Here is a 16,206-nt window from a genome sequence, read left to right on the forward strand (position 1 = left end):
AGCACCGAGGCCATGGGGGCGCACAACCCCTTGCTCAGCCGGCCACGCGGAGCCGCGCAGGGCGCAGGATCACACCTACGCCCCACGCGGCCCCGCGGCGGTGGGAAACCGGGTCAGGCGATCACCACGGCCCTCTTATCAGGGGAGTTCCCGCCGACCCCGGGTCACCGTACGCGCGCTGTCTCTCCTGCTGCACATCGGGACTGTCCACCGATGGGAGCACCAGCGATGCGGGCAGTTCGTGCAGGTTGACATCGACAGCGTAGGGCGCGCCCACTCCTTCCGCCGGCGCGCCCGCAGACGCCGGCCGGGTGAGCAGCAGCTTCAGGTCGTCGTGGCCGCGGTCACCCCGCCAGAACACGTCTTTCGTCGCTATCAACCGCTGGAACTGGTTGCCCTGCCTGACGATCTCGCCCGCTTCCACCGAAACGTTCGGCCGCCAGACGCCGTCACCGCGGTCGTGTTCGAATCGCAGCGTCCAACGCCTCCCACTCGCTGACGTCGATGCCCCCAACTCTCCGACGAACATCTTCTGTACGTCACCGGAGAACACGATCCGCTGCGCGAAGAGGGACTCCTTGCTCACCACCATGATCCGCCACGCACCGCTCATACTCACTGCCGGCATTCTCAAGCACCTACTTCCGTAACTAGGCCAGCGGGTCAGGCCGCGATGGCCGCCCGCACGTCGGCCGCGTGCAACTGGCGCATCTCCTCGACGGTCGGTGCGGCGGCGCCGCGCAACCGGTTGGCCTGCTTGGTCATGGTGCGTTCGAGCAACTGGCGGGCGTACCGGCCGTTGCCGAAGGTCTCGTTCCGGGTCAGGCTCTCGAAGTGCTCGTACAGCAGGGGAATGCTGTCGTTGCTGAAGTCGAAGCCGCCGTCGCGGGCCAGCGTCTGCAAGATGGACACCAGCTCCGAGGAGGTGTACGACTCGAACGGGATCTGCCGGCTGAACCGGGAGGCCAGCCCCACGTTGTTGGCCAGGAACCGGCGCATGTCCCCGGTGTACCCCGCCGCGATCACCACGATGTCGTCCCGGTGGTCCTCCATCAGCTTCACCAGCGTGTCGATGGCTTCCCGACCGAAGTCGTTGCCCTGGCCGGTCAGCGCGTACGCCTCGTCGATGAACAGCACACCACCGCGCGCCCGGTTGAACACATCCGTGGTCTTGACGGCGGTGTGCCCGACGTACTCGCCGACCAGGTCGGCCCGGGAGACCTCGACGAGCTGGCCGGTGCGGAGCACGCCCATCGCGTTGAGCAGTTGGCCGTACAGCCGGGCCACGCTGGTCTTGCCGGTGCCGGGCGGCCCGGCGAAGACCAGGTGCCGGGAGATCGTCGGAGTGGGCAGGCCGGCCCGGGTCCGGGCCTCGGTGGAGGCGATCAGGTCGATGACGTCGGTCACCTCGCGCTTGACCGCGTCCAGGCCGACCATCGAGTTCAGCCGCCCGAGCAGGTCCTGGACGGCCTGTGCCACGCCGGCCGACGCCGACGGCCCGGCCGCCTGTTCGCCCAGGTCCTCCGGCAGCAGCCGGGCCAGTTCGAGGTCCGAGGCCTGCGGGCTGCTCGACAGCCGGTACGCCTGGCGCCCCAGCATGTCCTCGAAGACCTGCCGGGCCACCCGGGCGTTGCCGAACGTCTCGTTGCGGGCGAAATCGCTGAAGTGGCGCACCAGGGCCTGCCGCGTCTCGTACTCCAGCGCGTAGTGGTGGGTACGGCAGAGCCGCTCGACGATCTCGGCCAGTTCGTCGTCGGAGTAGCTCTCGAACTGGATGGTACGGGCGAAGCGGGACTCCAGGCCCGGGTTGGCGGCCAGGAAGGTCCGCATGTTCGGGCTGTAGCCTGCGACCACCACGACCACCTCGTCACGGTGGTCCTCCATCAGTTTGACCAGGGTGTCGATGGCCTCCCGGCCGAAGTCGTGGCCGCCGCCGCCCCCGCCGGTCGAGAGCGTGTACGCCTCGTCGATGAACAGCACCCCGCCCAGGGCCTCCTCGAACCGGGCCGTGGTCTTCACGGCGGTGCCGCCGACGTGCTCGGCGACCAGGTCGCTGCGGGACACCTCGACCAGTTGCCCGCTGGAGAGCACCCCGAGGCTGGCCAGGATCCGGGCGAAGATGCGGGCCACGGTGGTCTTGCCCGTGCCGGGCGGCCCGGCGAAGACCAGGTGCCGGGACATGGGCGGCACGTGCAGCCCGGCCTCCCTGCGCCGCTTGGCGATCTGGTTGAGCCCGACCAGGGTGGCCACCTCGTGCTTGACTCCGGCCAGGCCGACCAGCCCGTTCAGTTCGCGCAGCAGCGCGGCCACCGGCCCGTCCGCTTCCCCGCCGCCACCCGTGCCGCGGCCCGGCGCCTCGGCACTCGGCGGCCCGTCACCGGGCGCGCCGGCGCCGGGACCGCCGTCGGCGGGTACCACGGAACCGAATGGCCCGACGGACGGCGCGGGGGCCGGCGGGCGCATCTCGGACAGGTTTCCGGGCGGGGTGACGCCCGGCCTGGCGCCTCCGGTCGGCGCGGGCACGGATCCCGGGGCGTCGCCGGCCGCCGGCGCTTCCCGCCGCCCGGCCCCGGACGGCGGAAGAGAAACCGGGCGCCCGTTGTGGCCGGTGTCCACGCCGGACAGCTCGACCGCGGCGGTCGGGCTCGGCGCGTCCACGGCGACGCCACCGTTGCCACGCACCACCCCGCCGTGCAGTCGCACCGGCTGGTCGGTCTCCACCAGGACACCTGGGCCCTGGTTGCCCACGATCTCGCAGTCCGTCGCGGTGACGCTGCTGCCGGCGCCGGCCTTGATCCCCGGGCCGCGGCTGCCGCTGATTCGGCTGCGGGACACGGTGACCTCGCTGGGGCCACCGGTCAGCAAGCCCGCCCCGGCCGACTCCTCCACGGCCGTCGAGGACAGTGTGGGGCGGGCGGTCCCGGCCACCTCCACCCCGACCCGGCAGCCGGTGAACCGGGAGTTGGACAGCACGGCGGTCGCGCTGTCGGCGAGCCTCGCCCCGGCGGCCCGCGCCCCGGTGACCTGACCGTTGGAGAACCGGCCGGCACCGCCGGTCGCGTGCAGGCCGTACCGGACGCCCTCGATGGACAGGCCGTGCAGTTGCGGGTCGGCTTCCTGCTCGATCGCCACGCCGATGGGGACGTCGCGTACCTCGACCCCGTCCAGCCGCGCCTTCGACTGGCCGGTCACGAACACTCCCGCGTCGGCGCAGCCCGCCACGGTCCCCCCGGTGAGGTGCGGCGCCGCCGCGTCGTTGACCACCACCCCGGCCGCGCCGCAGTCGCGCACCTCGCAGTTGGTCAGCTTCGGTCGGGACGTACCCCGGCAGTCGAGGCCGTGGCCTCGGGGCCGGGTGATGACCGTGTCGGAGAGCGCGGGTGCCGCATGCGCCATGGTCACCACGGCGTGCACCCGGGTTTCCAGGATCTCGCAGTGCTCCAGCACCGGGGCCGCCTCGTCGTTGGCGAGCAGCCCGACCTCGCCGCCGAGCACCGTGGTCCGGGCCAGGTACGGCCGGGCGGCCTGCTGCGCCACGACGGCGTACTGGCCGACGTCGTCGATGCGGCAGCCCTCCAGGCGCGGGGCGCTGACGCCCACGGCCAGGAGCGCCGCCTCCGCGATTTCGGTGAACGTGCAGTCCCGGAACACCGGCGCGCTCGGCCCGGACGTCAGGATCGCGTACTTGGCGATGCCGTGTACGCGCACGCCGGTGTACTCGCCCGCGCCGGCCTCGTGGACGATGCCTGCCCCGCCGGAGTTGCTGATCGCGCCGCCGCGCATCTCCACGGCGCCGCCGCGCACGTGGATCACGGCCGGCGCCGTGGCGTCGATGGTGCACGCCTCCATCCGAACCCGGCCGGCGGCCACCTGGAGCAGCGGCATCCGCTCGTCGCCGCCGCGGATGGCGATGTCCTGAATCAGGACCTCGCCTCCGGCAGCCAGGATGGCCCCGCCCGCGGGCACCTCGATGGTGACGGTGCCCGGACCGTCCTCGGCGACCAGGACGACATTCTGGCGGAACATCGGCGCCTCGCGGTACACGCCAGGGCGTACCGCGACGGTGTCGCCGGGGGCCGCCGAGTCCAGTGCCCGGGTGATGTCGGTGAGGCATCCGGTGTCCCTGGCCGACACCGACAACACGCTGGTGGTCACGGATTCACTCCTTCATGAATGTCGCCGCCCTGTTCGGGCTGGAGCGCGAACGGGTGGTCGCCGGCCGCGAAGCCCAGCGGCCATGGCAGCGGCGCGGACGCCGCGCCTCGCGGCTGTGCGGCGAGCGCCTCGCGCAGCTTTCCAGCCACCCGCTCGTCGAGCCCGCGCTGGTGCCCGACGACGATCTCCCGCAGCAGTACGCACGGCGCGCCGTCCGGACCCTCGTCGGTGCCGAGCACCGTGAAGCGGGTACCGGCGGCGAACATGGCCCGCCCGGCCCGGGCACCCGGCCCGTCCGGGACACCCAGTTGGTCCAGCCGCCGCGCGGTGGCCGACCAGATCGCGTACCGGCCCGCGCCGCCCTCGGCGCCGCCGGTCAACGACACCGCGGTGAACGCGGGCTCCACCAGCAGATCCCCGGCACGGTACCGGTCGGTCACCTCCAGCCCGGCGGGTGCCGCGGCGAAGACGGGTCCCCCGACGGCCGGTAGCTGTTCCAGCCCCGCGCGGGCGCACCGGGCCAGCAACTGGACGTCCTCGTCGGGCGTACCCCCACCGCGCAGCGCGCCGTTGACCCGCTCGCCCACCCCGTTGAGCAGGGCCAGCACCGCGACCAGCCCGGCCATCACGTCGTACTCGCCGACCGCGCTGCGCAGCCCCGGGCGCAGCGACAGCGCCCGGGTCACCGTCCGGGAGTGGGCCTGGAACTTCCAGCCCAGCACGGTACGCAGCCGCTCCCGGTCCGTCTCGTCGGTGCGCGCCCGTACCCCGAACCACGCCGCCCCCGGCCGGACGGCGCGTGGTGCCGGCGGCGAACCGGCGTCCACACCGGTCGCCGGGCCGTCGGCGGTGCCCGGTCCGGTCGGCGTGGCGTCGGTGGTGTCCGGGGCGGTCGCCGGAGCATCGGTGGTGTCCGGGGTGGCCGCGGCCAGGTCGGCGGCCAGCGTCCGGCAGGTGTCCAGTTCCAGCCGGGGCGGTGCGAAGTCGGGCAGCACCATGCGCCGGACGCTGAGGTCGGGACGGGGCACCTCGATCGCCGGAACCGCCAGGCCGAGCACCCCGAGCGCCGGTTCCGCCTCCGACGACAATCCGGGTGCCGATGCCGCTGCCGCAGCGGGTGACGGGGCGGTCCCCGGATCGGTGGTCACTGGCGGCGGTACCGGTCTGGGCGGTGCCGACGACAGCTGGTCGCGGCCGGGCGCCCCGCCGGTCGGGGTGTGGCGGACGCGGACCGGCCCCAGTAGGGGCAGCAGGCGACCCGCCGGCTCCGGTTCGGCCCCGCCGTCGGGGCGCCAGCACCAGAACAGTCCGCTCGTGGAGGCGCGTCCGAAGGTGAAGTGGATCCCGGCGTCCGAGGCGTAGACCGGTGTCCCCAGGTCGACCGCGAGCTGGTGCAGTACCGCCACCGCCCCGTCGGCCGGCGCGGACGGCTGGGTGACCAGCAGCACCGGCCGACCCCGCCACCGGGGGCAGTGCCAGATCGCCTGGGCCAGGTCGGTGGCGGTCAACGGCCGGCCGCCCAGCCGGAAGCCGGACCGGTCCGCCTCGACCGCGAGTGCGAACCAACCGGCCGGGCCGGGGGTGACCGAGCCCGGGGCCTCCCACGGCCCCCGCTCGAGCACCGGTACCCGTGAACCGGCGTCCGGCAGGAGGCGCGCCACGGCGGCACCCACCGCCTGCGACGCCTGGCGCAGGTACCGCGCCACGTGCCGCCCGACCGGCACGCCCTGGCCGGGCTGCGGACGTCCCCAGGACGACGGCAGGGACACCCGCTGCAACGGGGCGAGCAACTCGGTCACGGCAGCACCGGCCGATCCGTAGCGCCGTCCGGTGCTGCCACGGGCGCCGCGGCAGACAGCCACGGGTTCGCCGGCGCCATACCGTCGGACGAGGGGGCGTCGGCCGGTGGGACCGGGTCGTCGTCGGGACCAGGTACCCGCCACACGACCGCCTCGGTGTCGGGCCGGCACAGGTGCACCAGGGCGCGGTACACGGAGATCTCGTCCAGGGGCTCGGCGGGCTCGCCCCCGGCCAGGTGCGTGACCAACTGCGGATCCGGCGCCAGGCCGTAGTTCTCCAGGTAGTACGCGACCGCCTCGCTCCACAGCCAGGTCCCGTCGGTACGCAGGTGCATCGGCACCACGTCGCCGCGGTCCGGGGTCAGGATGTCGGGCGTCGCGGTGCTGCTCCACGCGATGACCACCCCGCCGCGCAGCGCGGCGAGCAGGCCGTCGCGTTCCGTGACATCGGAGATGACCGGCCGGTTGCTGGCGAACCACGGGCCGCGTACCGGGTCGACGCCGTCGAAGAGCCGGGCGGTGGTCACCGGCGCGGCCGGCCGTGCCGCCCACAGCAGGGCGCCGCACGAGCGGGCCAGGGTCTGGTAGTGCGGCGCGTTCAGCCCGGCCCAGCAGACCTCGACCTGGGCCTCGGCGTCTCCGGCCGCGGCCATGGCCTGCCGCAGGTGGACGCTGATGGCGGGAAGGGTGCCGATGGCCTCGTCGACGCTGACCACGGCCACCCGTAACGGGTCCTGCCAGGGCCGGGCGCTGGACGGCATCCGCCACGCCCGCCACACCGCGCGTACCGTCGGGATTGCCGCCGCCGCGGCCACCAGCGCCCGGTCCACCGGATCGAGGACGTCGGCCGGATCGGCGGTGCGGTCCCGCGGAAGCACTATCGACGCCAGGTCTTCCTCAGTCCTCGGCAGGTCGGACAGGAACTGCCACGGCGCCGGCGGGCGTTCTCCGCGCAGCTCCTCCAGCGCCAGGCCGAGGTCGATGTCCCCGCCGCTGAGTGCCAGTTCCTCGCGCAGCGCCGCGATTTCGTCGGCGTCCAGCTGCAGCGGCTGGGAGACTGCCTCGAAGGCAACCGCATGTACGACGTCCAGCCGCCGGCCGGCGGCCAGCGCGTCCCGAGCGTCCGTCAACAGCCGGTCCGGCAGCGAGCCGGCCAACCGCAGCAGCAAGGCGTGCATGGTCTCGTCCCGTGTCTCCACCGGTGCCACGTCCAGCCCTGTGTCCACGTCCACGGTCACTGCCCTCCTTCGCCGCGTCCAGAATTCATCTGTGGCACGCCCAGCGGGCCGGTGGGGGTTCACTCCTCCCGGCCCGAATTCCTATTTGTGCCGCCACCACGACTCGGTGCTGGTCCGGTCTTCCTTACGGAACTCCGTGCTGACCTGGCGGCCGTGCACGATCATTCCCGCGTACCAGGTGCGAGCCACGTAGTTGAACGGCCCCATGTCGAGCGGGCCGGCCTCCCGGGCGTTGGTGACGCAGAAGTCGAACACGTCCCGGCAGAATTCCAGCACCGTTTCCCGCCGGCCGCCGGTGAGCCCGGCGTTGAGCAGCGGGACACCCCGGTTGTCGGACAGGAACTGCAGCAGCTTAGCGCTGCCGCCGTGGTGGTACACCATCCACGGAATGCACAGCGGCGCCGGCTCGTCGCCCAGGTACAGCCGGTCGTCCATCTCCGGGAACGGATCGCGCAGCATCTCCACGTCGGTACCGTCGACGCACCACACCTGGTCGATCTCGGGGTGCTCGCGCAGGTACCGCCAGCAGCACAGCCAGCGGTGGAAGTACGGCGAGCTGAGGGCCCCGCCCGGCGTCACCCGGACGTGCGTGACCAGGTCGGTGTCCGGCTCGTCGAGGCAGTCGTGCAGCACCACCAGCCGCCGCCCGTGCCGCTCGACAGAGCGGCGCAACTCGGCCAGATCGTCGTAGTTCGGGGTCCAGGTGGTGCCGCGCTGCGGGTCGGGCTGCGAGGTGAGGTACGTGGTCAGCACCACGTTCTGCGCCGCCGCACCGACCGGGACGGTGCGGAACTCGCGGTACTCGGCCGAGGTGTAGCTCGCCTCCGACCGGGTCTTGAGGTTACGCACCAGGTGGAAGCGCTCGATGTCCGACACGCTGGAGCCGACCTTGGTGCGCTCGTCGCAACTGAAGATGAAATCTCCGCTGCCGACCACGTCGGCGAACCGGAACGAGGTCAGGCCGGCGTTGTAGATCCGGTTGGACAGGTCCACGTGCTCGTACCCCCACCGGCCGTACCGGGTGTCGTACCCGCCCACCCGGTCCAGCACCCGCCGCTCGAAGTAGAGCATGCAGCCGCGGGGATGGGTGTACGCCCGAAGCTGCGCGTCCTGGTAGATCTCCACCGAGTCGGTCAGCTGGCCACGCGGGGTGTCGGTGAACATGTACATCAGATGCGGCTCGGGGCTGTCGATGTATGGCCGCTCCCAGCCGTCCGCGACCGGCCAGCAGTCGTCGTCGAACAGGAACAGGTGCGTACAGCCCCGCTCGACCAGCAGTTCCAGGCACTTGTTCTTGGCCCGCGCGATGCCGACGTTGCTGTCGAAGCGGAACGTCGCCTCCTCCACCGGCTCGTCGCTGGCGTCGTCGACCACGACGATCGCGGCGCCGCTGGGCGCGTACTTGCGGATCGCCTCCAACGCGGTACGGAACACGGCGCCCCGGTTGTGCGTCGTGATCCCGATGCCCACCGCCGGAAAGTCCGTCTCCTGCATACCCACCTCTTCGGTCGGGCGCCACGGCGCCGCTGCTCGGGCCGCCGTCCGGCCTCGGTCCCGGCCGTCGCGGCAGTGCCGGACGACCCGTCGCCGCCTGCCTTCCGCCGCCGGGCGGGAGGTCGTCCACCTGGGGCACGGCATCGTGGCACCGTCGGGTTCACGGGTCGGCGCGCGAACCGGCGGCGGCGCGGCGGAGGCCGCGGGTACCAGCGCCGGGCGTAGGGATAACCCTCTCCAACTCGGGGGTCCCCACCCGCGGGAGCAGGGGCCGCACCATATCGAGCGACCCGCCCCGGGCGGCACTGTCATGGCATGGCCGAACGAGTGCAGAGCAACCGACCCAGCAGCACGCCGGAGACCGACTCCTACCTGCGTGAACTGATGGACACCTACCAGCAGCCGCTGCTGCGGTACGCGCAGCGGCTGACCGACGGCGACACCGGGCGCGCCGAGGACGCGGTGCAGGAGGCGTTCCTGCGGGCGTGGCGGCACCTGGACCGGCTCACCGGCGACCACGGGTCGGTGCTGGGCTGGCTGCGCCGGGTGGTGCACAACCTGGTGATGGACGGGTACCGCATGAAGAAGGCCCGGCCGACCGAGGTGGACATCGAGAACGCCGCCGAGGTGGCCACGGCGGACCCGATGGCCGGCGTGGTGGACTCCCTGCTGGTCGAGCAGGTGCTGCACGGGCTGTGGCCGGAGCACCGGGCCGCGCTGGTGGAGACGTACCTCAACGGCCGGACCGCGGCCGAGATCAGCGAGACGCTCGGGGTGCCGGTCGGTACGGTGAAGAGCCGGGTGCACTACGCGCTGCGGGCGGCCCGCAAGGCGACGACCAACCACCTGCTCTGTGCGGCGTGAGCCCTTCGGCGCGACCGTGGCGGAAGGCCGTCGCAGCCGATGGGCCGGGCCAGCCGGGCCCGACCGGAGCCGCCTACAGTAACAGCATGCGCCGCTCGACCCAGCGAACCGACGAATCACCCCCGATGCCGTGCCCATCGGAGCATGTGGCACGGGTGGTCGACGCGGTGCACGGCCTGCCGGGGCGGCCGCTGCCGGGAGTGCAGGCCGAGGCCCTGGCCCGGGCGCTGGGTGGGTGCCTGGAGGCCGCCACCGTCACCATCACGCTGTGGCTTCCCCTGCCGGCGCGCGACGCGGACCCGACGGTCGAACACACCGTGCAGGAGTACCGCTGGACCGCTGTCGGCGCCGAGACGGCGGTACCCGAGACCGGGGCGGCGCCGGTCCGGCTGTGCGACGGCGAGCAGGTCCTGGCCGACCTCGTGATCGAGCCGCCGGCGGCGGCCGAGCGGCTGCGCCGGTGGCCCGAACTGCACGCGGTGACCCGACTGCTGGTCAGCGACATCCAGGCCCAGCTGATCACCGGCGACGCCGAGAGGCTGATCGGCCAGAGCGACCTGCTGCTGGCCGACGCCCGGCTGCGGGCCGCGGGCGAGATGGAGCACCAGCGGTACCAGCTGGAGCGCGACCTGCACGACGGCGCGCAGCACCACATGGTCGCGTTGCAGATGTCGCTGGCCATGGTCGAGTATCAGCTGGGCGCCGGCAACGCCGTGGAGGCGGGCCGGCACCTCGACCGGCTGCGGGAGTTGCTGGCCAGCACCGAGGAGGTGCTGCACAGCACCGCGACCGGCCTGCTGGCACCGTTGGCCGACCACGGTCTGGTGGCCGCGTTGGCCGCCCGGCTGGATGCGCTCGACACGGTCACCCTGGACATCGATGCGCAACTGACCGACCGTCGGTACCCGCCCGAGGTGGAGACCGCCGTCTACCTGGCCTGCCTGGAGGCGGTCAGCAACGCGCACAAGCACGCCCCGGGCGCCGCGGTCACGCTGACGCTACGTACCTCCTGCCGGGGCCTGAGCTTCGAGGTGGTGGACACCGGGCCGGGCTTCGACACCGGCGGGCGGATGCCGCTGCGCCAGCTCGCCGCCCGTCTGGCCTCGGTCGACGGCACGTTGACGGTACGGTCGAGCCCGACCACCGGTACCCGGGTCAGCGGGTTCGTGGCGAGCTGAGCGTCGCGCCGGTACCGCCGGGCCGCCCGCCCGCGCGTGCCTCGCGCCGGTCACCCGGCGCCGCCGGTGAGCAGCCGTTCGCACGTCCGCACCAGCAGCGCGCACGCACTGCGCCCGGCCGGTCCCGAGTCCGGCGCCATGGACTGCGTCCGCCAGAACGCCAACGCCCTGCTCGCGGCCTGGGCTACCTGCCCCGAGCCGGCGTCGTCCGCCAGGCCGAGCCGGGACCGCGAGTCCGGACCGTGCTCGCCGAGCAGGCGCAGCGCCTCGTCCTGCCCGCGCGGCAGCCGGATCCGCCGGCCCTGCAACGCCTGCAACAGGTCCAGCTCGGCCACCTCGTGCGCGCCCGCGACGGCCGCCTCCACCGCCCGGGCGAACCGGTCGTCCAGCTGCCCCGCGGCCAGGCAGGCCGCCAGTGCGCGCAGCGTCCACCGGGCGGCCAACACCCCCGCCCAGGCGCGTACCCGGGCGCGCAGCGCCGCCTCGACCGCCGCACCGCCGCCCGGGGCCACCCGCCAGTCCACGATCGCGTCGCACATCGACGTCAGCTGCTGGTGTGATCCGGCCGTCGCGGCGGTACCCTCGCGCAGCGCGCAGATCGCCACCGGGGGGAACCCGTCCCCGCCCGGCGCGCGCAGAGCGGCCAGGAACTCCAACTCCGCCGCGCTGGCCGGCCCGGACAGCACCAGCACGACCGCGTCGGGGGGCCCGTCGACAGTCCCCGACCAGCGGCGCAGCCGGGCCGCGAGGTCGGCGTCGACCCGGTCGCGGTAGCGCAGCAGCCGCAGCCCGCGCAGCGCGTCCACGGGGCCCTCGATCAGTATCCGGTCCACCTCGGCCGCTGCGCCCGGCCACCCGGCGCCGGACCGGTCGGGCAGCCGGACCGGCCGCCACGGCGGTGCCCCGGGAGTTGGCTCCAGCGTGACCCGCGGGTATGGCTGGTACTGGTAACCGGTCGGCGAGACCACCCCGACCGGTGGATCCCATCTGGCGGTGTCGGCCGGCTCGTACAGCACCGACACCAGCTCAGGTGCCGAGGCCCCGACCACCACCACCCGGCTGCGACCGTCCTGCCGGTCGACCGCGACCCGTAACGGCGGGCTGTCCGCGGGCGCCTCCCGGCTGGTCACGAGCAGGGTCAGCAGGCGGCGCGCGGAAACACCGGCCGGCAGCTCTGGCGCGGCGGCGGCCTCGTCCGGCGGCGGCCCGGCCGGCTCCGGCGCGGCGGTGCGCGTGGGCTCCGGCGCGGCGGTGCGCGTGGGCTCCGGCAAGTCGCCGCCGACCCGCTCCGGCAGCAGGATGTCCACCACGGTCGGCGCGCCCCGGCCGGCCCGTTCCACCCGCAGCCGGCCGCCCAGCGCGGCCAGCCGCCGGGAGTCGTCCCGCAGCGCCGCGACGACCCGGGCCGGGTCGGCGCCGGCCCGCTGCGCGCGGATGGTCAACACCCCGTCGGACCGGCCCAGTTCCAGGTGCACCGGCTGCTCGCCGCCGCTGGCGCCCAACGCGGCCGCCGCGGACACCCCGGCCTGGTACAGCCCGGACTCGACCTCCCAGCCCTGGCGCCGGCCCAGTTCGCCGCGGAGGACCACCGGCACCGGCAACGCCGCGGTGACCTCCTCCAGCGCCGCGCGCACGCCGGTGCTGCGCAGCACCTGCGGGTACACCCCGCGGACAACGGCCCGGAACTGCTCGATCATCTCGCCCAACCCGGCCCGGATGCCGCCGGCGATCGCCGTCGCCTCCGGTGAGCCGGCGCGCAGCGCCCGCTCAAGGTCCGCGGTGCGGTCCAGGATCGCCCGCAGCTGCCGGCCGGGCGTCGCGGTGACCGCGGTGGCGAGCCGGTCGCGCTCCACCGCCTGCACCGTGAACAACTCCATCTGGGTCGCGCTGACCCGCCGTACCGCCCGGTCGACCCGGGCCCGCACGGCAGTGCACGCCGCACGGTGGCTCGCCTGCCGCAGCAGTAGGCCGACGCAGACCGCTGTCTCGCCCAGCGGCACCGCGGCGTCCAGCGGGTACCGGGGATTCTCCGGGTGTGCCAGCACCAGCACCGCGTACCGGGCGCCGCCGTCGGTCACGTCCGCGGTCGCCACCACCCCGGCCGTGCCCAGCAGCAGGTCCGGGTCGGCTACCGGGTTCGGCAGGGCGGCCAGCATCCAGCGCCGGGACCGCCACGTGATCGCGGGTGCCCATGACAGGGCGCTGCTGTCGTATGCCGTTTCCGTCGGCAGCCACAGCGCCGCGTAGCGCACCGCGTGGGCCCGGGCGAGTTCGCGCAGCAGCGTGCGCAGGATCGGCCGGTATCCGCCCAGCGGGTCCCGCGGCCCGGCCGGCGCGGGCAGCGCACCCGAGGACGCCAACCGGGCCAGAGCGGTGAACGGCCCGGCCGGGCGGGGTGGGTATGCCGGCTCGCCGGCTGTGTTCCGGGGCACGGCGCTAGCCCGCCATCTGGTTCGAGCGCATGTAGGCGAGCACCGCCAGAACCCGCCGGTGGTGCGCGGCCGACTCGGCCGGCAGGTTCAGCTTGGTGAATATGCTCGCGATCCGCTTCTCGACCGTTTTGACCGACAGGAACAACTCCGTCGCGATCGCGGAATTCGACCGCCCTTCCGCCATGAGCCGCAGCACGGCGCGTTCCTGCTCGGTGAGATCGGCCAGCACACTGCGTACCGGTGGGCTCGGCCGGTCCACCAGGTTGGCGGCCAGCGCCGGCTCGATCACGATCTCGCCGGCGGCGATGCGCACCAGCGTGTCGGCGAGCACGGCCACCCCGGCCACCTGGTCTTTGAGCCGGTACCCGATCCGCTCGGTGCCGATCTCCAGCAGTCGGAACAGGTAGTGCGCCTCGGCGTGCTGGGACAGCAGCAGCAGCCCGACGTGGGGGTGTTCCGCCCGTACGCGCTGGGCGGTCTGCAGTCCGCCGTCCGCGCCTGGCGGCATCCGGATGTCCATGATTGCCACGTCGACGGGGGTACGGGCCAGTAACTCCAGCAGTCGGTCGCCGTCCTCGACGCAGCCGACCACCTGGTGCCCCGCGGCGGACAGCAGCAGTTGCAGCCCTTCCCGGAACAGCGCGCCGTCGTCGGCTACCGCAACGTCCATGGCTCGTCTCCCGATGTCAATAACCACGATCTTGTGACCCGGTATACCGGGGCGTATCGTGGTGGCGCCGTTAACCAGCCACGACGTTGTTGCATGGTAGCGGCGGCGGGCTCGGCGAGGGGACTCTGGTATGTATGGGGTGGGCATCGACCTGGGTACCAGCTTCACCGCCGCAGCGACAGCCTCCGCCTGGGCCCTGGACATGGTGCCCCTGGCCGGGCAGGCGATCGTCACCCCGTCGGTCGCCTACCTCGACGAACAGGGCGCGCTGCTGACCGGTGAGGCGGCCGACCGCCTCGGCCTGCAGAACCCCAGCCGGATGGCGCGGGAGTTCAAACGCCGCCTCGGTGATCCCACCCCGGTGATCCTGGACGGGGCGCCATACTCCCCCACCGCCCTGATGGCCGCCCTGCTCCAGTCCGTGGTGGACACCGTCAGCCAGGCCCAGGGCGCCCCACCCGACCGGATCGTGCTGACCCACCCGGCCGTGTGGGGCCCGTACCGGCGCGAACAGTTCGCCGAGATCCCCCACCTGGCCGGCCTGCCCCGCCCACACACCGACCCGGGACGGGCAGCCCGGTCCGACGGCCCGACCGTCATCACCATCACCGAACCGGTCGCCGCGGCCACCTACTACTGCTCCACCCAACCACTCCCCCCCGACGGCCTGCTGGCCGTCTACGACCTGGGCGGAGGCACCTTCGACAGCGCCGTGGTCCGCAACGGCCGCGACGGACTGGAGATCATCGGCACCCCCGAAGGCATCGAATGGCTCGGCGGCGCCGACTTCGACCAGGCGATCATGGACCACGTCGACCGCCAACTCGACGGCGCGATCACCGCCCTGGACCCCACCGACCCCGGCACCCCGGCGATCCTGGCCGCCGTCCAACGCGACTGCATGCTCGCGAAAGAAGCCCTGTCCACCCGCGACAAGGCCGACATCACCGTCCCCCTGCCCGGCTCCGACCGGCACGTAACCGTGACCCGGGAAGCGTTCGAGCAGATGATCACACCACCCGTGGAAACCACCATGGAAACGTTCCGGCGGACCCTCACCGCCGCCGGCATCACCATGCAGGACCTCACCGCCGTGCTCCTGGTCGGCGGATCATCCCAGATCCCCCTGGTCACCCAACTACTACGAGACACACTGCGGCGACCAATCATGACCAACACCCACCCGAAACACGCAGTCGCCCTCGGCGCCGCCATGCTCAGCTCCGACACCCACACCGCACACTTCATCCCCGCACCCCGCATCCCCACAACCCGACGAACCAAGCCCAACACACCAACCACCACGGCCACCACCACAACGACCCGAACCAGCACACCGCCCACAGCAGCCGAACACGACAGCGGCGAGCCCGAGGCAGCAGCCCCAGCAGCAGCACTGGGCGCGCTGGCCCTGGAGGCGGGGCGCGGCGCGAAGCACTCGGCACGGCCGCCGGCCGAGCCGACACAGCCGGTCAGCGGCCCTGCCGGAGACACTCAACCGGCGGACGTGCCGCCGCCGGCGTGGCGGCGGTGGTCACGGCCCGTGAACGCGCGCGTCGTTGTCGCGCTCGTCGCGGTCACCGGCCTGCTGGGCGCAGCGATGCTGCTCGGGACCGACACGCCGAGCGACCGGCCGCAGGTGTCCGGCGCGACGTCCGGGGCCGACATCCCGGGCGACCGGCCAATGCTCAAACTGGAGGACGTCCGGGTACAGAAACCGTCGAAGCTGGCTACGGTCCGCCCCGCGGTAGTAGGTACCAAGCATTTCGTCGACCGGCCGCCCGTCTTCACCAGCGTTCCCGCCCCGCTCACCGGAGCAGTGCTGATCCCCGGCTCCAGCAACGACAAGCGACTGACCGCCCCGGCGGACTACCTGGTCTTCGACGTCACACACGACGCCACCGTCTACGTCGCCCTCGACAGACGCGGATCACCGGAGGTGGACAACTGGTGGCCGGCGTGGCTGAACCAGCAGGGCTTCAAACGCACTGACATGATCATCCCAACCAACGACAAGAGCCAGCGCCACTTCGTCGTGTTCGCCAAAAAGGTGCCGGCCGGACGCGTCACACTCGGACCGAACGCGGCAACAAGCGTGTACTCCACCGGATACATCACGCTCGTAACCGCCGATTAACGGTGGTTTCGTGACAAGATGACCGTTCCGACGCTATGGCTGATCCAGCACAGAGGTTGATCGCGGTGGCGCCGATGCGTAGCAGCCCGCCAGGCGTGGTTCGCAGATAGCGTTGGGCGGCTTCGGGGTTGGTGCAGCTCACGAACCGGTCGTCGGTGCCGAACGTTGGCCTCTTGACCTGCGGTCGCACTCCCGCGAGCCGACCATATCGACGCGAAACCACGGGACGTAGGTCTCGG

Annotated in this window: 10 protein-coding genes; 3 read left to right on the forward strand and 7 right to left on the reverse strand. The window is 73.0% G+C overall.

The window, feature by feature from the left end:
- Positions 1–121 precede the first annotated feature (121 nt).
- From JD77_RS28085 to JD77_RS28105, 5 genes are all read right to left on the reverse strand, one after another.
- Positions 122–619, reverse strand: coding sequence for a hypothetical protein (locus JD77_RS28085; RefSeq protein WP_145776890.1), 498 nt, complete (start codon positions 617–619; stop codon positions 122–124).
- Between the two features lie 44 nt (positions 620–663).
- Positions 664–4,155 (reverse strand): right-handed parallel beta-helix repeat-containing protein, encoded by a 3,492-nt coding sequence (locus JD77_RS34880; protein ID WP_145776891.1) that lies wholly within the window; start codon positions 4,153–4,155, stop codon positions 664–666.
- On the reverse strand, positions 4,152–5,954 hold the full coding sequence (locus JD77_RS28095; RefSeq protein WP_145776892.1) for a hypothetical protein: 1,803 nt from the start codon (positions 5,952–5,954) through the stop codon (positions 4,152–4,154). The genes JD77_RS34880 and JD77_RS28095 overlap by 4 nt, the downstream gene beginning before the upstream one ends.
- Complete coding sequence (locus tag JD77_RS28100) at positions 5,951–7,186, reverse strand: hypothetical protein (protein WP_145776893.1); 1,236 nt, start codon at positions 7,184–7,186, stop codon at positions 5,951–5,953. The genes JD77_RS28095 and JD77_RS28100 overlap by 4 nt, the downstream gene beginning before the upstream one ends.
- 87 nt (positions 7,187–7,273) lie before the next feature.
- Positions 7,274–8,686, reverse strand: a complete 1,413-nt coding sequence (locus JD77_RS28105) for a glycosyltransferase family 2 protein (protein WP_170286571.1) — start codon at positions 8,684–8,686, stop codon at positions 7,274–7,276.
- 315 nt (positions 8,687–9,001) lie between these two features.
- On the opposite strand from JD77_RS28105, the gene JD77_RS28110 reads away from it, so the two are divergent.
- Positions 9,002–9,550, forward strand: a complete 549-nt coding sequence (locus JD77_RS28110) for a sigma-70 family RNA polymerase sigma factor (protein ID WP_211372712.1) — start codon at positions 9,002–9,004, stop codon at positions 9,548–9,550.
- A 155-nt stretch (positions 9,551–9,705) separates the two neighbouring features.
- A complete protein-coding gene (locus JD77_RS28115) occupies positions 9,706–10,728 on the forward strand; it encodes a sensor histidine kinase (protein ID WP_170286572.1) in 1,023 nt (340 codons plus the stop codon).
- A 50-nt stretch (positions 10,729–10,778) separates the two neighbouring features.
- On the opposite strand, the gene JD77_RS28120 is transcribed toward JD77_RS28115, so the two are convergent.
- Complete coding sequence (locus JD77_RS28120) at positions 10,779–13,160, reverse strand: hypothetical protein (RefSeq protein ID WP_145776896.1); 2,382 nt, start codon at positions 13,158–13,160, stop codon at positions 10,779–10,781.
- A gap of 4 nt (positions 13,161–13,164) precedes the next feature.
- Positions 13,165–13,830, reverse strand: a complete 666-nt coding sequence (locus JD77_RS28125; protein WP_145776897.1) for a response regulator transcription factor — start codon at positions 13,828–13,830, stop codon at positions 13,165–13,167.
- 130 nt (positions 13,831–13,960) lie between these two features.
- Between JD77_RS28125 and JD77_RS28130 the strand changes: the two genes are divergently transcribed.
- On the forward strand, positions 13,961–15,967 hold the full coding sequence (locus tag JD77_RS28130) for an Hsp70 family protein (protein ID WP_145776898.1): 2,007 nt from the start codon (positions 13,961–13,963) through the stop codon (positions 15,965–15,967).
- The last annotated feature ends 239 nt before the right edge of the window (positions 15,968–16,206 follow it).

Origin of the sequence: Micromonospora olivasterospora, from assembly GCF_007830265.1 — a bacterium.
GTDB classification, from domain to species: domain Bacteria; phylum Actinomycetota; class Actinomycetes; order Mycobacteriales; family Micromonosporaceae; genus Micromonospora; species Micromonospora olivasterospora.

Excerpts from the sequence above, each read along its gene's own strand:
- JD77_RS28105 (WP_170286571.1), bottom strand. The coding sequence starts at position 8,686 with ATGCAGGAGACGGACTTTCCGGCGGTGGGCATCGGGATCACGACGCAC.
- JD77_RS28110 (WP_211372712.1), top strand. The coding sequence starts at position 9,002 with ATGGCCGAACGAGTGCAGAGCAACCGACCCAGCAGCACGCCGGAGACC.
- JD77_RS28125 (WP_145776897.1), bottom strand. The coding sequence starts at position 13,830 with ATGGACGTTGCGGTAGCCGACGACGGCGCGCTGTTCCGGGAAGGGCTG.
- JD77_RS28130 (WP_145776898.1), top strand. The coding sequence starts at position 13,961 with ATGTATGGGGTGGGCATCGACCTGGGTACCAGCTTCACCGCCGCAGCG.